Annotated in this window: 18 protein-coding genes, 1 tRNA gene and 1 pseudogene; 14 read left to right on the top strand and 6 right to left on the bottom strand. The window is 59.3% G+C overall.

The annotated features are described in order from the left end of the window. Nucleotides 1-19: 19 nt before the first annotated feature. Nucleotides 20-505: a YajQ family cyclic di-GMP-binding protein gene (locus B3F77_RS10680; protein WP_293604937.1), complete on the top strand. Its 486-nt coding sequence runs from the start codon at nucleotides 20-22 to the stop codon at nucleotides 503-505. A gap of 101 nt (nucleotides 506-606) precedes the next feature. Here the strand turns inward: B3F77_RS10680 and plsY are convergent, their stop codons facing one another. From plsY to B3F77_RS10695, 3 genes are read right to left on the bottom strand one after another with little or no spacing between them, the layout of a single operon-like run. After that, a complete protein-coding gene (gene plsY, locus B3F77_RS10685) occupies nucleotides 607-1269 on the bottom strand; it encodes a glycerol-3-phosphate 1-O-acyltransferase PlsY (protein ID WP_293604938.1) in 663 nt (220 codons plus the stop codon). A gap of 15 nt (nucleotides 1270-1284) precedes the next feature. Next, the gene (locus tag B3F77_RS10690; protein ID WP_293604939.1) at nucleotides 1285-1788 is read right to left on the bottom strand and encodes an aminoacyl-tRNA deacylase; all 504 of its coding nucleotides are present in this window, start codon (nucleotides 1786-1788) and stop codon (nucleotides 1285-1287) included. A 1-nt stretch (nucleotide 1789) separates the two neighbouring features. Further along, nucleotides 1790-2851 carry an aldo/keto reductase gene (locus B3F77_RS10695; protein WP_293604940.1) on the bottom strand — a complete coding sequence of 354 codons (1062 nt, stop codon included), beginning with the start codon at nucleotides 2849-2851 and terminating at the stop codon, nucleotides 1790-1792. A gap of 184 nt (nucleotides 2852-3035) precedes the next feature. Here B3F77_RS10695 and B3F77_RS10700 point away from each other — a divergent pair, with 184 nt between their 5' ends. After that, the gene (locus B3F77_RS10700; RefSeq protein ID WP_293604941.1) at nucleotides 3036-3701 is read left to right on the top strand and encodes an OmpA family protein; all 666 of its coding nucleotides are present in this window, start codon (nucleotides 3036-3038) and stop codon (nucleotides 3699-3701) included. A 66-nt stretch (nucleotides 3702-3767) separates the two neighbouring features. Here the strand turns inward: B3F77_RS10700 and B3F77_RS10705 are convergent, their stop codons facing one another. Then, nucleotides 3768-5531: an acyl-CoA synthetase gene (locus B3F77_RS10705; RefSeq protein ID WP_414702998.1), complete on the bottom strand. Its 1764-nt coding sequence runs from the start codon at nucleotides 5529-5531 to the stop codon at nucleotides 3768-3770. Nucleotides 5532-5615: 84 nt separating this feature from the next. Here B3F77_RS10705 and B3F77_RS10710 point away from each other — a divergent pair, with 84 nt between their 5' ends. From B3F77_RS10710 to B3F77_RS10750, 9 genes are all read left to right on the top strand, one after another. Continuing rightward, complete coding sequence (locus B3F77_RS10710; protein WP_293604942.1) at nucleotides 5616-6551, top strand: alpha/beta fold hydrolase; 936 nt, start codon at nucleotides 5616-5618, stop codon at nucleotides 6549-6551. Nucleotides 6552-6626: 75 nt separating this feature from the next. Beyond that, nucleotides 6627-10115: a response regulator gene (locus B3F77_RS10715; protein WP_293604943.1), complete on the top strand. Its 3489-nt coding sequence runs from the start codon at nucleotides 6627-6629 to the stop codon at nucleotides 10113-10115. Nucleotides 10116-10172: 57 nt separating this feature from the next. Continuing rightward, nucleotides 10173-11024, top strand: a complete 852-nt coding sequence (locus B3F77_RS10720) for a CheR family methyltransferase (RefSeq protein ID WP_293604944.1) — start codon at nucleotides 10173-10175, stop codon at nucleotides 11022-11024. Between the two features lie 23 nt (nucleotides 11025-11047). Then, the gene (locus B3F77_RS10725; RefSeq protein ID WP_414702996.1) at nucleotides 11048-11638 is read left to right on the top strand and encodes a chemotaxis protein CheB; all 591 of its coding nucleotides are present in this window, start codon (nucleotides 11048-11050) and stop codon (nucleotides 11636-11638) included. After that, nucleotides 11632-12843 (top strand): hybrid sensor histidine kinase/response regulator, encoded by a 1212-nt coding sequence (locus B3F77_RS10730; protein WP_293604946.1) that lies wholly within the window; start codon nucleotides 11632-11634, stop codon nucleotides 12841-12843. Before B3F77_RS10725 ends, B3F77_RS10730 begins: the two co-directional genes overlap by 7 nt. 131 nt (nucleotides 12844-12974) lie before the next feature. After that, nucleotides 12975-14079, top strand: a protein-coding gene (gene prfB / locus B3F77_RS10735; RefSeq protein WP_293604947.1) for a peptide chain release factor 2 whose coding sequence is annotated in 2 segments (ribosomal slippage) — nucleotides 12975-13055 and nucleotides 13057-14079 — 1104 coding nt in all. Because the reading frame shifts where the segments join, the coding sequence is not laid out codon by codon here. Nucleotides 14080-14151: 72 nt separating this feature from the next. Then, nucleotides 14152-16911: an aminopeptidase N gene (gene pepN / locus B3F77_RS10740; RefSeq protein ID WP_293604948.1), complete on the top strand. Its 2760-nt coding sequence runs from the start codon at nucleotides 14152-14154 to the stop codon at nucleotides 16909-16911. Nucleotides 16912-16956: 45 nt separating this feature from the next. Continuing rightward, nucleotides 16957-17964, top strand: coding sequence for a class 1 fructose-bisphosphatase (locus B3F77_RS10745; RefSeq protein WP_293604949.1), 1008 nt, complete (start codon nucleotides 16957-16959; stop codon nucleotides 17962-17964). Between the two features lie 12 nt (nucleotides 17965-17976). After that, a tRNA-Thr gene (locus B3F77_RS10750) sits at nucleotides 17977-18052 on the top strand. A 325-nt stretch (nucleotides 18053-18377) separates the two neighbouring features. On the opposite strand, the gene B3F77_RS10755 is transcribed toward B3F77_RS10750, so the two are convergent. Together B3F77_RS10755 and B3F77_RS10760 are read right to left on the bottom strand one after the other, a co-directional pair. Next, nucleotides 18378-18710 (bottom strand): hypothetical protein, encoded by a 333-nt coding sequence (locus B3F77_RS10755; protein WP_293604950.1) that lies wholly within the window; start codon nucleotides 18708-18710, stop codon nucleotides 18378-18380. 200 nt (nucleotides 18711-18910) lie between these two features. Continuing rightward, entirely contained in the window at nucleotides 18911-19147 is a 237-nt protein-coding gene (locus B3F77_RS10760) for a hypothetical protein (RefSeq protein WP_293604951.1), read from the bottom strand. A gap of 268 nt (nucleotides 19148-19415) precedes the next feature. On the opposite strand from B3F77_RS10760, the gene B3F77_RS10765 reads away from it, so the two are divergent. The 3 genes and pseudogenes from B3F77_RS10765 to B3F77_RS10775 all read left to right on the top strand — a co-directional run bounded on the left by B3F77_RS10765 (nucleotide 19416) and on the right by B3F77_RS10775 (nucleotide 21721). Continuing rightward, nucleotides 19416-19808: a universal stress protein gene (locus B3F77_RS10765; protein WP_293604952.1), complete on the top strand. Its 393-nt coding sequence runs from the start codon at nucleotides 19416-19418 to the stop codon at nucleotides 19806-19808. Between the two features lie 110 nt (nucleotides 19809-19918). After that, nucleotides 19919-20485 (top strand): annotated as a pseudogene (locus B3F77_RS10770) (type I restriction endonuclease); the annotation flags it as partial. A gap of 330 nt (nucleotides 20486-20815) precedes the next feature. Beyond that, nucleotides 20816-21721 (top strand): aminotransferase class IV, encoded by a 906-nt coding sequence (locus tag B3F77_RS10775; RefSeq protein ID WP_293604953.1) that lies wholly within the window; start codon nucleotides 20816-20818, stop codon nucleotides 21719-21721. Nucleotides 21722-21929: the final 208 nt, after the last annotated feature.

The following is a 21929-nucleotide window of genomic DNA, read 5'->3' on the forward strand; positions in this document are numbered from 1 at the left end:
TTCTAGCAAAGACGACACCATGCCCTCCTTTGATACTGTTCTTGAAACTGATCTGGTCAAGGTCAAAAATGCCGTTGAAAACACCAGCAAGGAAATCGGCACCCGATTTGATTTCAAAGGCACTGCCGCCTCGATTGAGCTGAAAGACAAGGACATCACGCTGATTGGCGATGGAGATTTCCAGATCGACCAGATCCACGACATTTTGCGTAACAAGCTCACCAAGGCCGGCGTTGACGTACGCTTCCTGGACATTGGCAAGATTGAAAAGATAGGCGGCGACAAGGTCAAGCAAGTTACCAAAGTGCGCGACGGCATTGAAACCGAACAGGCCAAAAAAATCCAGCAGCTCATCAAGGGCAACAAGATGAAGGTGCAGGCCTCCATTCAGGAGGGCAAGGTCCGCGTGACCGGCGCCAAGCGTGATGATCTGCAGGCGGCCATGGCCCTGATTCGCGCCGAGATCAAGGATCTTCCGCTGAGTTTCGACAACTTCAGGGACTGAATGGCCCCCACGCTTGCCGCGTTTTGTTTCAGGTGAAGCGTGAGAACAAGCTGATGATCCTGGACAAGCGTTACCAGCCGCCACCTGGGTAGCCTATTTTCCTATTTTCCTCTTTGCCTGTTTGCATCTTTGCCAGGCTGTTTGGAAGCCCCCAGTTTCGATTCGGTGCCCTTCAGCAGCTTGTTGATGTTCTCGCGGTGACGATATAGCAGCAGCGCACTGATGGCGACCAGCATGGCCATGATGCTTTTGTCGACATACCAGGCACCCCGGTCGCCCAGCAGGTAAAACAGCGGCGCAAACACCGCAGCAGCCAGCGACGCCAGCGAGGAATAACGCGAAAAAAAGGCCACGATCAGCCAGGTCGCCAGCGTTGCCAAGCCCAGCGACCAACTGATGCCCAGCAGCACGCCCGCCGCCGTGGCCACGCCCTTGCCGCCTTTGAACTGGAAAAAAACCGGGTACAAGTGCCCAAGGAAAGCCGCCAGGCCGACGGCCGCGACGGTGCCGTCGCCCAGACCGTAGTCGCTGCCCAACCACTTGACCAGCACCACGGGCAGCCAGCCTTTCAGGCCATCGAGCAGCAAAGTCGCCACCGCCGCCACCTTGCTGCCGGAGCGCAGCACGTTGGTGGCGCCGGGATTCTTGCTGCCGAAGCTACGCGGGTCTTTCAGGCCCATGGCCTTGCTGACGATGATCGCAAAAGACAGCGACCCGAGCAAGTAGGCCAGCAGCACAGCGCCGAATGAGTATGCGTAATCCAAAATTGTCTCCCCTTGTTATTCGTTCAGCGCGCACTGCACCAATTTTGCATCCAGCAAGGTTACACAAACCTGCGGATCAATGCCGACCAGGTAGCCGCGCCGGCCTCCATTGATGGCGATTTTAGACAAAGCCAGAATACTTTCCTCGATATACACCGGCATGGCTTTGCGCGTGCAGAAAGGCGAAGTGCCCCCGACCAGGTAACCGCTGTGGCGATTCGCCACTTCAGGCTGGCAGGGCTCGACCGATTTGGCGCCAATTTGTCGCGCCAGATTTTTGGTCGACACTTTGCGGTTGCCATGCATCAGCACCAGCAAGGGCTTGGCATCCTGGTCCTGCATAACCAGGGTCTTGACGACGGTGAAAGGGTCCAGGCCCAGCACCTCGGCACTGTGCTGCGCGCCACCGTGCTCCAGGTACTCGTAGGGATGCTCGGTGAAAGCCACCTTATGGGCCTTCAGCAGCTGCGTGGCCGGGGTTTCGCTAACGTGCTCATTTTTGCGGTCTTTTTTAGCCATGTTACAAAGCCGGGTCGCGAATCTCCCAGCGGATCTTGTCGATTTCGGCCAATACTTCAGGGGAAAGGGTGGTGCCGAAGGCGTCCAGGTCTTCGTCGAGTTGTGCCACAGAAGTCACGCCGATGACGGTGCTGACCACCTGCCACTTGGTGGTGCAAAACGCCAGCGCCAGTTGCGTGGGGGTGAGGCCATGCGCACGCGCCAGGGCGTTATAGCGCCGCGCGGCGGCCAGCGCCTCGGGGCGGCCCCAGCGCTGCTGCTTCATCGAAGCGAACTTCGCCATTCGCCCCTGCGGCGCCTCGGCGGCGTCGATACCCGTGGCATCGTACTTACCCGTCAGCAGGCCAAAGCCCAGCGGTGAATAGGCCAGCAGGGAGACGCCCAGGCGGTACATCGTCTCATCCAGGCCGTTTTCCACGGTGCGATTGATCAGACAGTACGGGTTTTGCACGGCCGCAATTTTCGGCAGACCGTGTTGTTCCGCCAAACGCACAAACTCATGCACGCCATAAGGCATTTCGTTGGACAGGCCAATGGCGCGCACCTTGCCCGCCTTGACCAGGTCAGCCAGCGCTTCGAGCTGCCGGTGGATGGTGCTCACCGGCTTGTCCTTGGCCGGATCGAAATACACCATGCCGAAAGCCGGCACGTTGCGTGCCGGCCAGTGGATCTGGTACAGGTCAATCACATCGGTCTGCAAGCGTTTGAGGCTGTTTTCACAGGCCTGCACGATGTCCTGCGGCGTCAGGTCGGGGCTACCGTTGCGAATCCAGGGCATGCCGCGAGCCGGGCCTGCGACTTTGGTGGCCAGCACCAGTTTGTTGCGGGCGGATGGATTTTTTGCAAACCAGTTGCCAAGGATGGTCTCGGTGGCACCAAAGGTCTCAAGCCGTGCCGGTACCGAATACATTTCTGCCGTATCCAGAAAATTGACACCGCGCTCCAAGGAGCGGTCCAGGATGGTATGCGCTGTGGCTTCATCGACCTGTTCGCCAAAAGTCATGGTGCCCAGGCAAATGGGGGTCACATGCAGATCGCTGGAGCCGAGTTGAACTTTATTCATGGAAATGTCCGGGCCGTACGTGGCAGAGTTCACAAAGGGCTAGTTTAAGGGCTTCAAAGGTCGTTTGCTTGCGCCCAACTCAGCTCTTGTCTTACAACTCCTCACCATTTGGATGCCTAACATCTATTTGGCAGCGCTTGAATGCGCTCTCGATTCAAGTCAATCCATTCCGAGGAGCGCTTCCATGAAAAAATCAATCATGACATCCCTGACCGCTGCAGCACTGGTCATTGCCGGCCTTTCAGGTTGCGCCAACATGAGCGAAACCCAGCAGGGCACGGCCAAGGGCGCCGGCATTGGCGCGATCGCTGGCGCGCTGCTGGGCGCGGCCACGGACGGCTCCAAAGGCGCGGCAACCGGTGCCGTGCTGGGCGGCGCCCTCGGTGCCGGTGGCGGCTACATCTGGTCCAAGAAAATGCAGGACCAGAAAGCTGCCATGGAAAAAGCCACCGCAGGCACCGGCGTGGCAGTCAGCCAGACCGCCGACAACCGCCTGAAGCTGGACATTCCGAGCGATGTGTCGTTTGATGTGGGCCGCGCGGCCATCAAGCCCAACTTTGTGACGGTCCTGAACCATTTTGCGACCAGTCTGAATCAAAATCCGGTAACGATGGTCACCATTATTGGCCACACCGACAGCACCGGCAGTGACGCCATCAACAACCCTCTGTCGTTCGACCGCGCCAATGCGGCCCGTGATTACCTGGTCAGCCATGGCGTGGCAGCGGCCCGTATCACGACCGACGGACGCGGCTCGCGGGAGCCGATTGCCGACAACAGCACGCCGCAGGGTCGCAGCAAGAACCGCCGTGTTGAAATTTACGTGGCCGAGCCAATCGCCGTGCGTTAACTCCAGCATTGCTGCTCAGTTAAAAAAGCACCCTCGGGTGCTTTTTTAACAGGACCTTGCAAGCTCTCAGGCATTTTTAAAGCGCTCCTCCTCCTGCAGCCGCAACACGCGGCGCTGCACCTTGCCGGTGGTGGTCATGGGTAGCGCGTCAATAAATTCGATTTCCTTGGGGTACTCGTAAGGCGCCAGCCTGCTTTTCACATGCGCCTGCAATTCCGCTACAAGTTTTAGATCAAATTGAGCTATATCCCCCGTGTACCTATCGCGAGCAGCTATTAAATCAGGAGCAAGCACGACGTAAGCCTTGACCACTGCCCCGCGCTCCCTGTCGGGCTTGGGCACCACGGCCGCGTTGGCTACCGCTGGGTGCTTGACCAGGCAGTTCTCAATTTCGCCGGGACCGATGCGGTATCCCGCCGCCTTGAAAACATCGTCGGCACGGCCCTCGTACCACAGGTAGCCGTCGCCATCACGACGGGCCAGATCGCCGGTGCGGCACCAGTCGCCGGTGAACTTGGCCCGGGTTGCGGCGTCTTTTTTCCAGTAACAGAGAAAGAAGATCGGGTCCGGGTCACCGTGGATATCAAAGCGGTTCACGGCCACGTCACCGGGCACGCCCACAGCACATTCGTGGCCGTCATCATCAATCACGGCGACGCGGTGGCCCGGGTAGCCCTTGCCCATGCTGCCCGGCTTCGCCGGCCAAAACCTCGAACAGTTGCCGACGATGTAGTTCACCTCTGTCTGGCCAAACATTTCGTTGACCGTCACACCGAGTTGCTCCTGGCAGTAGGCAAATACCGCATCGCCAACCGCTTCGCCCGCGCTCATCAGGCCCTGCAGCTTGAGCTTGAACCACTCACGCGGCCGAGGAAAGGCCTTCATCATGGCTTTAAGCGCCGTGGGAAACAAAAAGGTGTGCGTGACGCCCTGCTGCTCCATCAGGCTGAAGGCGAGTTCAGGGCTGAAGCGGCCGTTGAAAGCCACGATGGGCCGGCCAAAATACAGCGTAGGCAGCAGCGCATCCATCAGCCCGCCGGTCCAGGCCCAGTCTGCCGGCGACCAGAATATGGCGTCAGACGCCCTATTCGCCTTGCCATCAAAGCCAAACCAGTTCTGGCTGCAGATGAAGCCCGGCAAGTTGCCGATCAGCGCGCGGTGCGCAAGAAGCGCCCCCTTGGGCGGACCGGTGGTGCCGCTGGTGTAGATCAGCACCGCCGCTTCATCGGCTTTTGTCTGGACCGCCGTGAAGGCCCGCTGTTGCGCTGCCACCCCGGCTTCATAATCAAGGTCACCCTGCCCCTTGGCGCTACCTGCCGCCACCACCGTGCGCAGAGCCGGGCAATGCGCCCTGACCGCCTTCACACTGGCGATGGCACTTTCGTCGCAAATGGCCACTACCGCTTCGCTGTCCTGCAGACGAAACTCCAGCGCTTCAGGCCCAAACAGCATGGACAACGGCATGGCGACTGCGCCCATCTGGAACACCGCCATGTAGGCCACCGCAGTTTCGAATCGCTGCGGCATCACGATGGCGACGCGGTCACCGCGCCCCACGCCCAGCCCGGCCAGCAAGTGGCTGAGCGCGTCAGCCGCCTGCTGCAACTCTGAATAAGTATGAAATATGCCTTTAGCGCCCGCAGCATGGGTGTGAATAGCTATTTTTTTAGTAGCATCCGGCTGGCCAATTCCAGCCCGAGCCCAGCGGCTGCAGCACACCTCGGCGATGTTGAAGTACGCATCCACCTGCCAGCGAAAGCCGCTGTGCAGGGCTGCATAGTGGTCGGATAGGTCAGGCAGCCCACCATCGGAGGTGCTGCGCTGCTTGATGGCGGTCCTGTTCTTATTTTTTCCCCTGTTCTTGTCCCTGTTTTGACTGCGCTTCAATTCCGGTCTCCTTATGATGAACACACAATGTACAAAGAAAAACGTTCCTTTCGCAGCGAGTTTGTCCCTATACGCGGGCTCAATTACCACGTTCAACGCTGGGACAGCGCAACGGGCGGGCGCTCAGCGCTGCCGCCTCTGGTGCTGGTGCATGGCTGGATGGACGTGGGGGCTTCTTACCAGTTCATGGTGGACGCCTTCTCAGATGCGTTTGCGCAGGGCCGGACCCTCCTTGCGCCCGACTGGCGCGGCTTCGGGCAAACCGGCTCCAGCCAAGCTGGCGGCCGAGCCGACCACTACTGGTTCGCCGACTACCTGGCCGACCTCGACTTTCTGCTAGACCATTACGCACCGGACCAGCCGGTGGACCTGGTGGGCCACAGCATGGGCGGCAATGCGGCCATGCTGTATGCCGGGGTGCGGCCCGCGCGCATCCGCAAGCTGGTCAATCTGGAAGGTTTTGGCCTGCCGGCCAGCCAGCCCGGTCAGGCGCCGGGGCGTTATGCCCAATGGATGGACGAGTTGAAAAGCCTGCACCGCGGCGAACTGGCCCTCAAGGCCTACAACGACGTGGGCGGCGTCGCCCGGCGGCTCATGAGGACCAACCGCCGGCTGTCGCCGGACAAAGCCAACTGGCTGGCCAGCCATTGGGCCCGCCCCGATGCCGCGGGGAAATGGCAAATTCTGGGTGAGCCCGCCCACAAGATCACCAGCGCGCAGCTCTACCGCGTGGATGAAGTTCTGGAAATTTACCAGCGCATCAGCGCGCCCACGCTGGCCATAGAGGCCTCCGACGACTCCATTGCCACCTGGTGGCGTGGCAAATACAGCCTGGCCGAGTACCACGAAAGGCTCAAGCAAGTACCCCATGCGCAGGTTGTGGTCATCCAGGATGCCGGCCACATGCTGCACCATGACCAGCCAGCGCAACTGGCCCGATTGATCGAAGATTTCCTGAGCTGATTCCGTGTGCCAGCCCAAGGCTCGGCATTTAGCGCACACTCAAGCCTTTTTACAGCGCTTCAAGCGGAGACAACGATGCCCGGGCCAGCTTATATCCATCAGGAAAATTTTCGCCGTATCCTGACGCGAAACATCAGCCTGCCGCTGGGCGTCGGCGTGCTCAGTGCCGCCGTTTTTGTCGCCCTCATCTTTTACCTGCTGTCGGCCTTGGGCGGGGTCGCGCAAACAGAGCGAGCGATTACCAACGCCAATCTGATCGCCAAGCTGGGCGCTGACATGGAAACCAGCATGTATGGTTACCTCGTCACGGGCGAAGAACCACTGCTGCAGCCTTTTGAAATTGGGAAGCCGCGCCTCGCAGCCGAAACAAACACGCTGGCCCTACTTGTCCGCGACAACCAGGCACAGGTCAGCCGGCTTGGGCGCATCGGGGCGCTGCAGGCTCAGTGGAATGAATATGCGCAAAACATTGTTTCCCTTCGCCGCAGAAACCTCGACTACCAGCAGCCGGTTCGCTCCGCAGGGGGAAAAAGCCTGACTGACGAAATTCGGCGCGAGTTCGCCGAGTTCATCAGCGTTGAAGAGCGGCTGCTGCAGCTGCGCAACGATGAGGCCAGAAACACCACGTTTTGGGGCATGGCGGCTTATTTGCTGTTCAGCCTGGGCCTGAGCGGTCTGCTGGCTTTCGTTGGCCGCCGCGAACTGGTGCAACTGTCGGACACTTACGGCGAGACGGAGCAAAAGCAAGCTGCCACGGCGATGCTGCTGGATCAGCAGCTTTGGCTGCGCACCGGGCAGCTGCAACTGGCCGAACACACGATCGGCCATCCAGGGGTGGAATCGCTTAGCCGTAGCGTGCTGGAATTCGTGGCGCGTTATCTTGATGCTGCCGTGGCGGCCTTGTATGTGCGGGAAGACAACGGCAGCCTGCGGCGTGTGGCTGCCTATGGCTTCAGCAAGGACTACGAAGAAACAGAACAATCGTTTTACAGTGCCGAAGGCCTGATAGGCCAGGCCGCCCTTGAAAACCGTGTGCTGCAACTCCACGACTTGCCCGACAACTACCTGAAAGTCACCTCGGGCCTGGGCCAGGGCGCGCCGCGTCATGTGCTGGTGGTGCCGGTGCAAAACGAGGGACAGGTCAACGGCGTGGTCGAGCTCGGGTTTCTGCGGGCGCTCGGCCCGCGCGATCTGGAGTTCGTCAACATGATCGCCACCAATATTGGCAACTCCATCCATGCGGCGCTTTATCGCCGGCGGCTTCAGGACGTGCTGGCGGAAAGCCAGCAACTCAACGAAGACCTTCAATCACAGCAGGAAGAACTGCGCACCGTCAACGAAGAGCTGGAAGAGAAGTCGCGGGTACTCAAGGAGTATCAGGTGAATCTTGAAAACCAGCAGGCTCAGCTCGGGCAAACCAACGATCAGTTATCGGAGCTGGCCTTGTCGCTGGACCAGAAAAACGTTGCGCTCAATCAGGCGCAAATCCAACTGGAGGAACGTGCCGAAGAATTGAGCCGGGCCAGCCGCTATAAGTCCGAGTTTCTGGCCAACATGTCGCACGAGCTTCGTACACCGCTCAACAGCTCGCTCATCCTGGCCAAGCTGCTGTCTGACAACCGGAAGGGCAATCTCGACGAGGAGCAGGTCAAGTTTGCGCAGTCCATCTACTCGGCAGGCAATGACCTCCTCAACCTGATCAATGACATCCTCGACATTTCCAAAGTCGAGGCAGGCAAACTCGAACTCTTGCCCGAAAATATCGCCGTTGCCAAGCTGGTCGATTCGCTCAAAAGCACTTTTGAACCGCTGGCCAGCCAAAAGAAACTGGCTTTCGAGGTCAATGTGGAGCAGGGCGCGCCAGCCACGTTTGTGACCGATCGCCAGCGTGTCGAGCAGATCCTGAAAAACCTGCTCTCCAACGCGATCAAATTCACCGAAGCAGGCAAGGTCAGCCTCACCGTATCGCAACAGCCCGACGGCACCATTGCGTTTACCGTGCAGGACACGGGCATAGGCATTCGTCAGGACCAGCAGCAGATTATCTTTGAGGCTTTCCGCCAGGCCGATGGCACAACCAGCCGGCGCTATGGCGGTACCGGCCTTGGCCTGTCGATTTCGCGCGACCTCACCACGCTGCTGGGCGGCTCCATCTCGATAGAAAGCAGCGAGGGCAAAGGCAGCGCCTTCACCCTGCTGCTGCCCTGCAACTGGAGCCAAGCGCAGGTGCCAGCTGGGGGTTCGATAGCCCCGCCTCCAGCAAGTCCCGTACCGCCAACGCAGGCGGCCGCCCAAGGATCCGCAGCTTTGCCTGGTGCTGCCGAGCCCGCGGCTGCGCCAGCACCGGCCTTTGCAGATGACCGGCACCTGGCGCCGAGCGCTCGCCTGGTGCTGGTCATTGAAGACGATGTTTCTTTTGCGCAGATCCTGTATGACCTGGCCCATGAGCTGCAATACAGCTGCCTGGTCGCACACAGCGCAGAAAACGGATTCGCCCTGGCTACCCAGTTTGTTCCGGCCGCCATTTTGCTGGACATGAGCCTGCCCGACCGCTCGGGCCTGTCGGTGCTGCAACGGCTTAAAGAAAATCCGCAGACACGCCATATCCCAGTGCATGTAGTGTCGGCTTATGACCGCAGCGAGGTAGCCCTTCAAATGGGCGCTATCGGTTACGTCATGAAGCCGACGACGCGCGAGCAGCTCAAGGACGTATTCAAAAAGCTGGAAGCCAAACTGACGCAGAAGGTCAAGCGCGTGCTGCTGGTGGAAGACGATGCCTTGCAGCGTGCAAGCGTGATGCGGCTGATTGGCGAGGACGACGTTGAAATCACTGCAGTGGAGACTGGCACGGAAGCGCTGGCACTGCTGGCCAGCACCATTTTTGACTGCATGATCATTGACCTGAAGCTGCCGGACATCCAGGGCAATGAGCTGCTCAAGCGCATGTCGACCGAAGAAATCTGCTCCTTCCCGCCCGTCATTGTCTACACCGGACGCAACCTGACCCGCGAGGAAGAAGCCGACCTGCTGAAGTATTCACGCTCCATCATTATCAAAGGCGCGCGCTCGCCCGAGCGCCTGCTGGATGAAGTCACCCTCTTCCTGCACAAAGTGGAGTCGGAATTGTCGGCAGAGCGGCAGATCATGCTGAAAACCTCCCGCAGCCGGGACAAGGTCTTTGAAGGCCGCAAGATTCTTCTGGTCGACGACGACGTGCGAAATATTTTTGCCCTGACCAACGCCCTGGAGCAAAAAGGCATCCTGGTCGAGATCGGCCGCAATGGTTTTGAGGCCATCAGCAAGCTTGAAGAGGTGAGCGATATCGACCTGGTACTGATGGACGTGATGATGCCGGGCATGGATGGCCTGGAAGCCACGCGCCGCATCCGCAAGGACCCGCGCTTCCAGAAGCTGCCCATCATTGCCGTCACAGCCAAGGCCATGAAGGACGACCAGGAGCAATGCCTCAAAGCCGGCACCAACGACTACCTCGCCAAGCCCATCGATCTTGACCGCCTGTTTTCGCTGCTTCGCGTATGGATGCCGCACATGGAACGCGTCTGAATGCCGAAAAGAATCTCCACTGCAGGGCCGCCTCAAGGCGCGAAGGTCCATTCGGGGATGAGCCAGGGACAGGCAGCGCCGGCCATTGTGGCCGCGGCCAACCATGTCGAGATGGAGTTGCGCCTGTTGATGGAGGCGATTTACCTCAAGTACAGCTACGACTTCCGCGACTATGCAGGCGCATCGCAAAAGCGTCGGGTGCTGCAGGCGCTTGCGCAATTTGACTGCCCGACGATCCCGGCCCTGCAGGCCAAAGTACTGCACGATCCGGCCATGTTCAGGCAACTGCTGCAGTACCTGACAATTTCTGTCAGCGAGATGTTTCGCGACCCCACGTTTTTTCTGGCCTTGCGCCAGCAGGTCATACCGCGACTGCAGACCTATCCTTCCGTCAAGATATGGGTCGCAGGCTGCAGCACCGGCGAAGAAGTTTATTCTCTGGCCATTCTGCTGAAAGAGGAAGGCCTGCTGGAGCGCTCGCTGATTTATGCGACCGACATCAACGCAAGGTCACTGGACCAGGCCAGGCAGGGCATTTTTTCGCTTGGCAGCATCAAGAACCACACCGCCAATTACCAGAAAACCGGCGGCAAGCAAGCGTTTTCCGACTACTACACCGCCGCTTACGACGCCGCGATTTTCGACAAGTCGCTGCGCGAGAACATCACCTTCGCCGATCACAGCCTGGCGACAGACAGCGTGTTTTCCGAAACCCAGCTGGTGCTGTGCCGCAACGTGCTGATCTATTTCAACAAGAAGCTGCAGAACCGCGCACTGGGCCTGTTTCATGAATCGCTGAGTCACCGCGGCTTTCTCGGCCTGGGGAGCAAGGAGAGCATCGACTTTTCCGACTACGCCACACGCTTTGAACCGCTGGTCAAATCCGAGCGGATTTTCCGAAAACTCTAGACTACCCTGCCCTGATGAACATCATGCACGTCGCAGAAGAACACCCGATCGAAGCCGTGGTGATTGGTGCTTCAACCGGAGGCGTGGCGGCCTTGCTGGCCTTGTTGTCTGGGCTGCCAAGCAACTTCCGCCTGCCTATTGTGGCGGTGCTGCATTTGCCCGAGCATCGGGACAGCCTGCTGGCCGAAATTTTCCAGCACAGGCTGCCGATCGCGGTGCGCGAGGCGGCCGACAAGGAAAGCATCGCACCGGCCACGCTGTATTTCGCAGGGCCGGGCTACCACCTGTCCGTGGAAATGGACCGGTCTTTTTCATTGAGCTGCGAAGCGCCGGTGCACTACTCGCGCCCTTCGATTGACGTGCTGATGGAGTCTGCAGCGGACGCTTATGGCGCAAGTCTGGTCGGCATTCTGCTCACCGGCGCCAATTTCGACGGGGCAGCCGGACTGGCTAAAATAAGGCAACAAGGCGGACTCACCGTGGTGCAAGACCCGGCCGAAGCCGAGGTAGCCACCATGCCGGAAGCGGCCATCCGCAAACCGCGTCCAAATTTGATTCTCACTCTGGACGGCATCCGCAGCCTGCTCCTCAAACTGGATAGAAACTCATGCTGAACGACGACACCCATAAAGCCAAACTTTTGATCGTCGACGATCTTCCCGAGAACCTGCTCGCCCTTAATGCACTGATTCGCGGGGATGACCGGATTGTTTTCCAGGCTTCATCCGGGGAAGAGGCGCTGGCCCTGCTGCTTGAGCATGAATTCGCGCTGGCCATTCTGGATGTGCAAATGCCGGGCATGAATGGGTTTGAGCTGGCCAGACTGATGCGCGGCACCGAAAAGACCCGCCACATTCCTATCGTGTTTGTCAGCGCCGCCGGCACGGAGTCGAACTACGCTATCTGGGGCTATGAGACCGGTGCAGTGGACTTTTTGTACAAGCCGCTAGACCTTTATGCCGTCAAGGGCAAGGTCAATGTTTTTGTCGAGCTGTACCGCCAGCGCCATGAAACCCGCCGACAGGTTCAGGCGCTGGAAAAAAGCCGGCAGGAGCAAGAAGTGTTGCTGCAGCAACTGCAAGCCACCCAGGGCGAGCTGCAACGCGCCATCCGCATGCGTGATGACTTCATGTCCGTGGTGGCGCATGAACTGCTGACGCCGCTCAACACGCTATTTCTTGAGGCGCAGCTGCGCAAGGTGGAACTGGAGCGGGGAAACACGGCAATTTTCGACGATACCTACCTGCAAAAAATGGTAGCCCACGACCAGCGTCAGATCCAAAGCGTCATGGGTTTGATCGACGACATGCTGGACATCTCGCGCATTCGCAGCAATCGGCTTTCCATTCGCCCGCGTCAAGTGGAGCTATCCGCCCTGCTGGCCCGCGCAGTAGGCAACTTGTCCAACCAGGCCGCAGCGGCGGGGACCCACATCACACTGCATGCTGACCAGCCCGTCACCGGCTTTTGGGACGAATTCAGGATCGAGCAGGTGGTCATTAACCTGCTGACCAACACACTGCGCTATGGCAACGGTCAACCGGTGGATATCAGCCTGACGCCGCTACCCGACGGCGCCCGCATCGATGTTCGCGACCAGGGCCAGGGCATTGCCGTGCAAGATCAGGAGCGTATTTTTGAGCAGTTCGAGCGTGCCGTGGAGAACGACAGTTCGGGCGGCCTCGGACTGGGCCTTTACATCAGCAGGCAACTGATCGAAGCACACGGCGGCACCATCAATGTGCAAAGCCAGCCGGGTGAAGGCGCTGTATTCACGGTCATTCTGCCCCTGGCTCCGCCTTCAGAAACTGCGACCTGAGCTGTAACGCCAAGCGGCCCAGAGAAGCGGGGCCGTCATCGGCATTTGCAGGGCATGGCCTTTTTGCGTACTCGCCTTCCAGAGCATGAGAAAATCGCGGGTTGAACCCCAGATCAAGACAGGAATCTCTCATGGACGCAGAACACATCAACATCATTGGCAACCAGCTCGCGGACCTCAGCAACCGCGTGAATGAACTTCGGGGGTATCTTTGACTACCCTGCCAAAGAACGTAAGTTAAACGAAGTCAACGCCGCGCTGGAAGACCCCAAGGTCTGGGACGACCCCAAGCGCGCGCAGGAACTCGGCCGGGAAAAGAAAACCCTCGAAGACGTGGTGCTCACGCTGGACCGGCTGTCCCAGGAACTGGCTGACAACACCGAATTGTTCGAGATGTCCAAAGAAGACGGCGATGAAGCCGGCATGCAGGCCATTGAAGCCGAGGCCGGCAAAGTCGTCACCGAAGTCGAGAAGATGGAATTCCGCCGGATGTTCAACAACCCGGCCGATCCGCTGAACGCCTTCCTCGACATCCAGGCCGGCGCTGGCGGCACCGAAGCCTGCGACTGGGCCAGCATGCTGCTGCGCCAGTACCTCAAATATGCCGAGCGCAAGGGCTTTAAAACCCAGGTGGAAGACGAATCGCCAGGCGACACCGCCGGCATCAAGGGCGCCACCATCAAGATTGAAGGCGAATACGCCTTTGGCCTGTTGCGTACCGAAACCGGCGTGCACCGGCTGGTTCGCAAGTCACCGTTCGACTCTTCCGGCGGGCGGCACACCTCGTTCGCCTCGGTGTTTGTGTACCCCGAGATTGACGACTCGATCGAGATCGACATCAACCCGTCGGACGTGCGCGTGGACACCTACCGCGCCAGCGGCGCAGGTGGTCAGCACATCAACAAGACCGACTCGGCAGTGCGCCTCACGCACATTCCGACCGGTATCGTCGTGCAGTGCCAGGACGGCCGCTCGCAGCACGGCAACCGTGACGTGGCCTGGAAGCGCCTGCGCTCACGCCTGTACGACCATGAAATGCGCAAGCGCCAGGCCGAGCAGCAAAAGCTGGAAGACAGCAAGACCGACGTGGGCTGGGGCCACCAGATCCGCAGCTACGTGCTCGACCAGAGCCGCATCAAGGACCTGCGCACCAACTACGAAACCTCGGCCACGCAGAAAGTGCTGGACGGCGATCTGGATCCCTTTATCGAAGCCTCCCTGAAGCAAGGCGTCTGATACCCATCGACGCCGTCTGGTCGAATTGTTTCGAAATTTTTAGAACGTTTTACGAGTTTTTAGGATAAAGCCATGTTGCAAATGCTTGATGATCGTGGATCAGGACAGGGACCCGCAGTTAGCATTAACCGCGCCGACTACTCCGCGCCTGCCTACTGGATTGACACCGTCGATCTGTGTCTTGACCTGGACCCGGCGAAAACGCGCGTACTCAACAAAATGAAGCTGCGCCGCAACCCGGACGTGCCGGCGCAGGCGCTGATGCTTGACGGTGAAGAGCTCAACCTGGCCCGCGTGCTGGTCAACGGGCAAGGCGCCTCGTTCAAGATGGAAGGCAAGCAGTTGATGCTGGAAAACCTGCCCGATGAATTTGAACTGGAGATCTTCACCACCACCTGCCCGGCCAAGAACACCAAGCTGATGGGTTTGTATGTCAGCAACGACTCATTCTTCACGCAGTGCGAGGCCGAGGGTTTCCGGCGCATCACCTACTTCCTGGACCGCCCGGATGTGATGGCCAGCTACACCGTGACGCTGCGCGCCGACAAGGCCCGCTACCCGGTCCTGCTGTCCAACGGCAACCTGGTGGCGCAAGGCCTGCTTGAAGATGGCCGACATTTTGCCAAGTGGGTCGATCCGCACAAAAAACCCAGCTACCTGTTCGCACTGGTGGCCGGCCAGCTGGTCAGCCGCGAGCAACGCATCACCTCGCGCGCAGGCAAGGACCATGTGCTTCAGGTGTATGTGCGCCCCGGCGACCTCGAAAAGACCGAGCACGCCATGAACTCGCTGATGCACTCGGTGGCCTGGGACGAAGCCCGCTTCGGCCTGCCACTTGACCTTGAGCGCTTCATGATTGTGGCCACCAGCGACTTCAACATGGGCGCCATGGAGAACAAGGGCCTGAACATCTTCAACACCAAGTACGTGCTGGCCAACCAGGCCACGGCCACGGACACCGACTTCTCCAATATAGAAAGCGTGGTCGGCCATGAGTACTTTCACAACTGGACCGGTAACCGGGTGACCTGCCGCGACTGGTTCCAGCTCAGCCTGAAAGAAGGCCTGACAGTCTTCCGCGACCAGGAATTTTCACAAGACCTGTGCGGCGAGGCGTCGGCCCGCGCCGTCAAGCGCATTGAAGATGTGCGCGTGCTGCGCACCACCCAGTTCCCCGAAGACGCGGGCCCGATGGCGCACCCGGTGCGGCCCGACAGCTACGTCGAGATCAGCAACTTCTACACCGTCACCATTTACGAAAAAGGTGCGGAAGTCGTTCGCATGATGCAGACATTGGTGGCGAGCCCCAACGACCCGCTGGGTCGGGACGGCTTTGCCAAAGGCATGACGCTCTACTTCGAGCGGCATGACGGCCACGCCGTGACCTGCGACGACTTTGCACAAGCCATAGCGGACGCCAACCCGATGTCCGATCTGGCGCGCCTGCTGCCGCAGTTCAAGCGCTGGTACAGCCAGGCGGGTACACCGCGGGTGCGCGCGCACGGCGTGTACGACGCCACGGCACGCACCTACACCCTCAGGCTGGCGCAAAGCTGCGCGCCAACGCCTGGCCAGCCCGTCAAGGAGCCGTTTGTCATTCCGGTCGGTGTGGGCTTGCTGGGAGCGGATGGCCAGGATTTGCCGTTGCAGCTGGCTGGCGAAACCGACGCCGTGGTGGGCACACGCACCGTGGTGCTGACCGAGGCCAGCGAGACGCTGACGTTTATCAACGTCGGCGCGGAGCCCGTTCCGTCCATCCTGCGCGGCTTCACGGCCCCCGTGGTGCTGGAGTTTGACTACAGCGATGCCCAGTTGCTGCACCTGCTGGCGCACGACAGCGACCCCTTCAACCGCTGGGAAGCCGGGCAGCGCCTCGCCGTTAATCGAGCAATCAACGCTATCAGATCAATAGCTGGCAGCGCCGATGTTGCGGGTGCTGCCGTGCTCGATGACGCCTATGTGGGCGCCATGCGCCAGGTGCTGTGCCACCCCACGCTGGACGCGGCCTTCAAGGACCTGGTGCTGACGCTGCCGTCTGAAACCTATCTGGCCGAACAGCTGGACGTGGTCGATCCCCAGCGCATTCACGCGGTGCGCGAAGCCATGCGCCAGCATTTGGCCGTCGCGCTTAAGGCCGACTGGGAAGCTGTGTATGCGGCCAACCACGACACCGGCGCCTACACACCCGACCCAGTGTCATCGGGCCGCCGCGCCCTTGCGGGCATGGCGCTTACCCATCTGTGCCTGGCCGCCCAGGCCAGCGGCCCTTCGACAAACTCAGGACAGGCGTCGGTGTGGCCCGGCAAGACCTTGCAGCGTTTCAAGGACGCCGGCAACATGACGGACCGCTTCAATGCCCTGGCCGCCCTGATATCCAGCGGCCACCCGCTGGCCGCCCAGGCGCTGCCCCGCTTTCATGCCCTGTTCAAGGACGAAGCGCTGGTCATTGACAAATGGTTTGGCCTGCAGGCCGGCGCGCCCGATCGTGGCGGCAATATCCTGCCAGCCGTGAAGCAGCTCATGAAACACAGCGATTTCAGCCTGCGCAACCCCAACCGCGCCCGCAGCGTCATCAGCACCTATTGCCAGGGCAATCCGGCAGCATTTCACCGTGCAGATGCCGCAGGCTACGTGTTCTGGAGCGATCGCGTGATGGAGCTCGATGCCATCAACCCCCAGGTTGCGGCCCGCCTGGCGCGTGCGCTGGACCGCTGGAGCAAGCTGGCCGAGCCTTACCGCAGCGCAGCGCGCGAGGCCATTGCCCGGGTCGCGGCCAAGACCGACCTGAGCAAAGACACCCTCGAAGTTGTCACACGCGCGCTGGCCGATTGAATGCTGGTGGATTTTCCCGCCCCAACCCACTGACTGAAGCCCCTTATGTCCCAAAGAATCTCCCTCACGCGCTATCTGGTTGAGCAGCAGCGCATGGAGGGCCACATCCCATCCCAGTTGCGGCTACTGCTCGAAGTGGTGGCTCGCGCCTGCAAAAGCATCAGCCAGGCCGTCAATAAAGGCGCGCTCGGCGGCGTACTCGGCACCGCTGGCAGCGAAAACGTGCAGGGCGAAGTGCAGAAAAAGCTGGACATCATCGCCAACGAGGTACTGATCGAAGCCAACGAATGGGGTGGCCACCTGGCTGCCATGGCGTCTGAAGAAATGGACGGTATCTACGTGGTGCCCAACCGCTACCCACAGGGCGAGTACCTGCTGCTGTTCGACCCGCTCGACGGCTCCAGCAACATCGACGTGAACGTGAGCATTGGCACCATCTTCAGCGTGCTGAAAAAGCCCGAGGGTGACAGCGGCGTCGAGGAAAGCGATTTCCTGCAGGCCGGCAACCAGCAAGTCGCCGCCGGCTACTGCGTGTATGGTCCCCAGACCACCCTGGTGCTGACCGTGGGTGACGGCGTGGCCATGTTCACCCTGGACCGCGAACAAGGCTCCTTTGTGCTGACCGAGGAAAATATGCGGCTCCCGGAAGACACCCAGGAATTTGCCATCAACATGAGCAATATGCGCCACTGGGATACGCCCGTCAAACGCTACATCGACGAGTGCCTGCAGGGCAAAGAAGGCCCGCGCGGCAAAGACTTCAACATGCGCTGGATTGCCTCGATGGTGGCCGATGTGCACCGCATCCTGACCCGTGGCGGCGTGTTCATGTACCCCTGGGACAAGCGCGAGCCTGAAAAGGCCGGCAAGCTGCGCCTCATGTACGAAGCCAACCCCATGAGCTGGCTGATCGAGCAAGCCGGCGGCGCAGCCACCAACGGCAAGCAGCGCATCCTCGATATTCAGCCCACCAAGCTGCACGAGCGTGTCAGCGTGATTTTGGGCTCAAAAAATGAAGTCGAACGAGTGACCCGCTATCACTCCCCGCTATAATAGAAAACTTGTGCCGGTGTAGCTCAGTCGGTAGAGCAGCTCATTCGTAATGAGAAGGTCGGGTGTTCGATTCATCTCTCCGGCACCAATGTAGATAATGGTTCATTGCTATTAATTTAGTAGTGAACCTTTTTTCTTTTGTGGGGTTGTAGGCAATCTGTAGGCAACTTGCCCAAATGCAGCGCCAGCCCCAGACGAAAAAAAACCCAGCTGGTTAGGCTGGGTCAATCTCTTTCGAGTCACGCTCAAGGAATGAACGCGAGGGATGTGGAGGAGACAAACCCTGTCTGTGACTTTAGCGGTGGCAAGTAAAGGCCCTGTGAAGACAGCGTAACGAAAAAACATTAGACGAAAGAAAACCCGCACGCGGCGGGCTTCGGTCTGTATCTAGGAGTCTGCGTGGTGGCGACCTACTATCGATTGGATACAGGGCTATCTGGTTTAACGCAGCGAAATTCGACCTCGCCAGAAGCAATCTGTCCAAATCCGCTAGGTGATTCCTTCGTGCCTATCGATTGAAACTGCTTTCCAAGGTTCTTGCAGTAGTTGTCTGCCTCTTGGAACGCCTTTGCTTTCTGCGCTCCGCCAGATGACCACCCCATCGTGCCGTGACTTGCAACCATGTAGGTGTCAGGCCCGGTTGAAACAACATCAGTGACACCGGCACAACCGGCAAAAAAACCAAAGCTCAATGCAACGCACGCTGTCCTGACCTGCGTTGAAACAGTTAATTTAGATAAGGTCATCGAGCCCCTTTGTTATTGAAATGGTCTCGGGCAGTGTAGGCCGGATTCAACATGAATGTTTTGATTGTTTTTCAATCGGCGGGGCTCACCATCCCGGCCCCGCTACCGTATTTCTCCGTTATTTAAAGGCAATCGTCCCGGTCGCGTGCCTCTACTTCGCACCACTTTGCCGGGCACTTCCCGGCCCCGTAGCTGTTAATTCACAGTTTCTGTGGAGAGTTTCCCGGCCTTAGTTCGTCCGGCAGCTTCCAGCGGTCGCGGTCAGAGCCGTAAAGCGGGGGCGCTTTCCAGCGCATGGCACAGAGCCCCGTTATCACCAGCTTGTCTATCAGGGCTTGGGGGCGCATGTTGGGGAACATGTCAGCAGCCAGCCCCAGCGCATCATATGCGGCATTGCCGGGCATATAGTCGATTCGGGTACGTTCATTTTTAGGCATTTTCTAATCCTTCATTCGGTTGATTGATAGCTGACTGCCCCGGCGCTTTTCGGGTGTTCACCCTTGTACATTGCCATATAGGTAAGAATCAAGGAGCCAGGTAGACTAGCCGAAGTAGCTTGCTTTCTTCGATACTGCCTGTTCACGGCAACGGATCAGGCCATTTTGATGATCCAGCGCCGAGTGGCGGACCTTTGGCGCCAGGCATCAGCCAATGTGACTGATGACCAGTTCATATAATTATTTACTAAAAAGAAGGAGAGAAACTATGACCATACTTGTAGCTTATGTGCCACGTCCGGAAGGGCAGGCCGCCCTGGACAAAGGTATAGAAATTGCAAAACGCCGTAACGAACCTTTGGTAGTGGTGAATGCCAGTCCTGGCGGCAGACAAGAAGATTTATCGAAGGCGGATGTTCAAGATGTCGAGCGAGTAGAGGCATTGCTCGCGGGGTCCGGTCTCGACGCCAAATTTAAGCAGTTTGTTCGGGGTAATAGTGCTGTCTCGGAAATTGAAGCGCTGGTCGACTCTCTACAGGTCTCAGTGCTTGTCATCGGCCTGCGAAAACGCACCCCTGTGGGCAAACTCATTATGGGCAGCGTAGCCCAGGAGATTCTGCTCTCTGTTTCATGCCCGGTATTGGCAGTGAAGGCCAACTGATTTCCAATTAAAGGAAACGAACGGGCTACGTCAGTCAAGTCGGTGCGCCAAAGGAAAAAATGACCTCCGCTGCCGAACGACCGCTGCTGATGACAACGCCAAGTCTTTGACCGGTATCCCCCACCGCCGCCCGCAAAGACGCGCTCAAACAGGTACTCGACCTGGCCATTCCCGTGCTGCTGTCGGCCAACCGGCATTTCCACCGCCTGCTGGTGGGTGGTGTTCCGGTGCAATACCAAAAGGACGGCGAAACCCGAGGCGACTTTGTACGGTTGATCGACTGGACCACGCCTGCCCACAACAACTGGCTGGCGGTCAACCAGTTTTCAATCAAAGGCCCGCACCACACGCGGCGGCCCGACATCATTTTGTTTGTCAACGGCCTGCCGCTGGTGCTGCTGGAGCTTAAAAACCCGGCCGACCTCAACGCGGACGTGTGGAAGGCTTACGACCAGATTCAGACCCACAAAGAGCAGATTCCCGACGTGTTCCAGACCAACGAGATGCTGGTCATCTCCGACGGCACTGAAGCGCTGCTGGGTTCACTCTCCGCAGACCCGGAGCGCTTCATGGCCTGGCGCACCATCGATGGCGTCACGCTAGACCCACTGGGTGAATTCAACGAGCTGCAAACCCTGGTGCGCGGCGTGCTGGCGCCGGCGTATTTGCTGGACTATGGGGCCATGCGACCTGACACCCGAAGAGGGGCGACTGGTTCAAGCCTGCCGCAAGCTGGCGGCCGGGCGTAAGGCAGTGCCCATCGTGTTTGGTGAACCCGTCATCGCTTTGGTCTCTGTCTAGCAAGACACGACCGTAACACACCGGGGCGGGCAGTTTCATGACATCAACCGAATGAAGCTGCCGACCTTACACCCCTTATCTGGCAAACCTGCTGGTTGAGGCCCTTGGCGCCAGTTTTTTCCAGGCAATCCAGCAGAGTGCTTATAGGTGGCCAAGGACATCGGCAATTGCATAATGCAGCAACCACTATGCGGACGGATTGATCAATGTCAGCACCCGACTTTTCTAACGGCGTCGCCTTCGTCCGCGGGCAGTATGTGCCCGTCGCGGAAGCAAGCATTCCAATAACCGACTGGGGCTTCCTGCGCTCCGACGCCACCTACGACGTGGTGACGGTGTGGGACGGAGCCTTTTTTCGTCTGGATGCCCATCTGGAGCGCTTCATGCGCAGCTGCAAACGCTGGCGGCTCGACCCGGGACTGACGCCCGAGCAGATTACCGGCGTGTTGTCGCAATGCGTGCGCTTAAGCGGGCTTCGCGCGTCTTACGTCGAGATGATCTGCACCCGGGGCCAGCCGCCATGGGGATCGCGTGACCCGCGCCTGGCAGTCAACCAGTTCTATGCATTTGCGGTGCCCTATGTCTGGCTGGCCAATGCCCAGCAGCGTGAAACGGGTCTGCACGTGATGGTCAGCAGCGTGCAACGCATTCCTGCCGCCTCCGTGGATCCCACGGCCAAGAACTACCACTGGAACGACTTGACGATGGGACTGCTCGAAGCACTCGACGCCGGGGCCGACAGCGTGCTGCTGGTCGATTCGGTTGGGAACGTGGTCGAGGGACCGGACTTCAACGTGTTTTGTGTCAGCCGCGGCGCGCTTGTGACGCCCAACGAGGGCATGCTTGAAGGCGTGTCGCGCCGCACTGTGATCGGGATGGCACAGTCTATGGGTCTGGAATTGCAACTGCGCGCCTTGCCAGCCGATGAGCTGCGTGGGGCTGAGGAGGTGTTCCTGTCCTCCTCAGGTGGCGGTGTGTTACCCGTCACGATGGTTGACAAGCACACGATCGGCGATGGGCGCCCGGGTCCAATCACGCGCCAACTGGTCCAGACCTACTGGGCCTGGCACGCCGACCCGGCCTATAGCTTGGCGATAGATTATTCGCTTTGATGCGCTAGCCCAGCAACCGCTAAGGAGGGGCACCACCATTTTTCTGGACCCTGACTGCTTTTTAACTCTTGGATCCGCCAGACCCAACTCTCAGGGCCCTGCTTGAATTCGCGGTTAAGCGGCAAAACACGGCTTGCCGGGGGCTGTCCGCTTGGGTAATGGGTTACCTCAGCCGATACTTGCTGGTAGCGCCAACATTTTCTTGAAT

The sequence above is a fragment of the Polaromonas sp. UBA4122 genome (assembly GCA_002381615.1).
In the GTDB taxonomy this organism is placed as follows: domain Bacteria; phylum Pseudomonadota; class Gammaproteobacteria; order Burkholderiales; family Burkholderiaceae_C; genus Polaromonas.

Bases quoted from the DNA above. Each gene is read 5' to 3' on its own strand.
- B3F77_RS10680 (WP_293604937.1), top strand. From the start codon at position 20: ATGCCCTCCTTTGATACTGTTCTTGAAACTGATCTGGTCAAGGTCAAA.
- B3F77_RS10690 (WP_293604939.1), bottom strand. From the start codon at position 1,788: ATGGCTAAAAAAGACCGCAAAAATGAGCACGTTAGCGAAACCCCGGCC.
- B3F77_RS10695 (WP_293604940.1), bottom strand. From the start codon at position 2,851: ATGAATAAAGTTCAACTCGGCTCCAGCGATCTGCATGTGACCCCCATT.
- B3F77_RS10700 (WP_293604941.1), top strand. From the start codon at position 3,036: ATGAAAAAATCAATCATGACATCCCTGACCGCTGCAGCACTGGTCATT.
- B3F77_RS10710 (WP_293604942.1), top strand. From the start codon at position 5,616: ATGTACAAAGAAAAACGTTCCTTTCGCAGCGAGTTTGTCCCTATACGC.
- B3F77_RS10715 (WP_293604943.1), top strand. From the start codon at position 6,627: ATGCCCGGGCCAGCTTATATCCATCAGGAAAATTTTCGCCGTATCCTG.
- B3F77_RS10720 (WP_293604944.1), top strand. From the start codon at position 10,173: ATGAGCCAGGGACAGGCAGCGCCGGCCATTGTGGCCGCGGCCAACCAT.
- B3F77_RS10725 (WP_414702996.1), top strand. From the start codon at position 11,048: ATGCACGTCGCAGAAGAACACCCGATCGAAGCCGTGGTGATTGGTGCT.
- B3F77_RS10730 (WP_293604946.1), top strand. From the start codon at position 11,632: ATGCTGAACGACGACACCCATAAAGCCAAACTTTTGATCGTCGACGAT.
- pepN (WP_293604948.1), top strand. From the start codon at position 14,152: ATGTTGCAAATGCTTGATGATCGTGGATCAGGACAGGGACCCGCAGTT.
- B3F77_RS10745 (WP_293604949.1), top strand. From the start codon at position 16,957: ATGTCCCAAAGAATCTCCCTCACGCGCTATCTGGTTGAGCAGCAGCGC.
- B3F77_RS10755 (WP_293604950.1), bottom strand. From the start codon at position 18,710: ATGACCTTATCTAAATTAACTGTTTCAACGCAGGTCAGGACAGCGTGC.
- B3F77_RS10760 (WP_293604951.1), bottom strand. From the start codon at position 19,147: ATGCCTAAAAATGAACGTACCCGAATCGACTATATGCCCGGCAATGCC.
- B3F77_RS10765 (WP_293604952.1), top strand. From the start codon at position 19,416: ATGACCATACTTGTAGCTTATGTGCCACGTCCGGAAGGGCAGGCCGCC.
- B3F77_RS10775 (WP_293604953.1), top strand. From the start codon at position 20,816: ATGTCAGCACCCGACTTTTCTAACGGCGTCGCCTTCGTCCGCGGGCAG.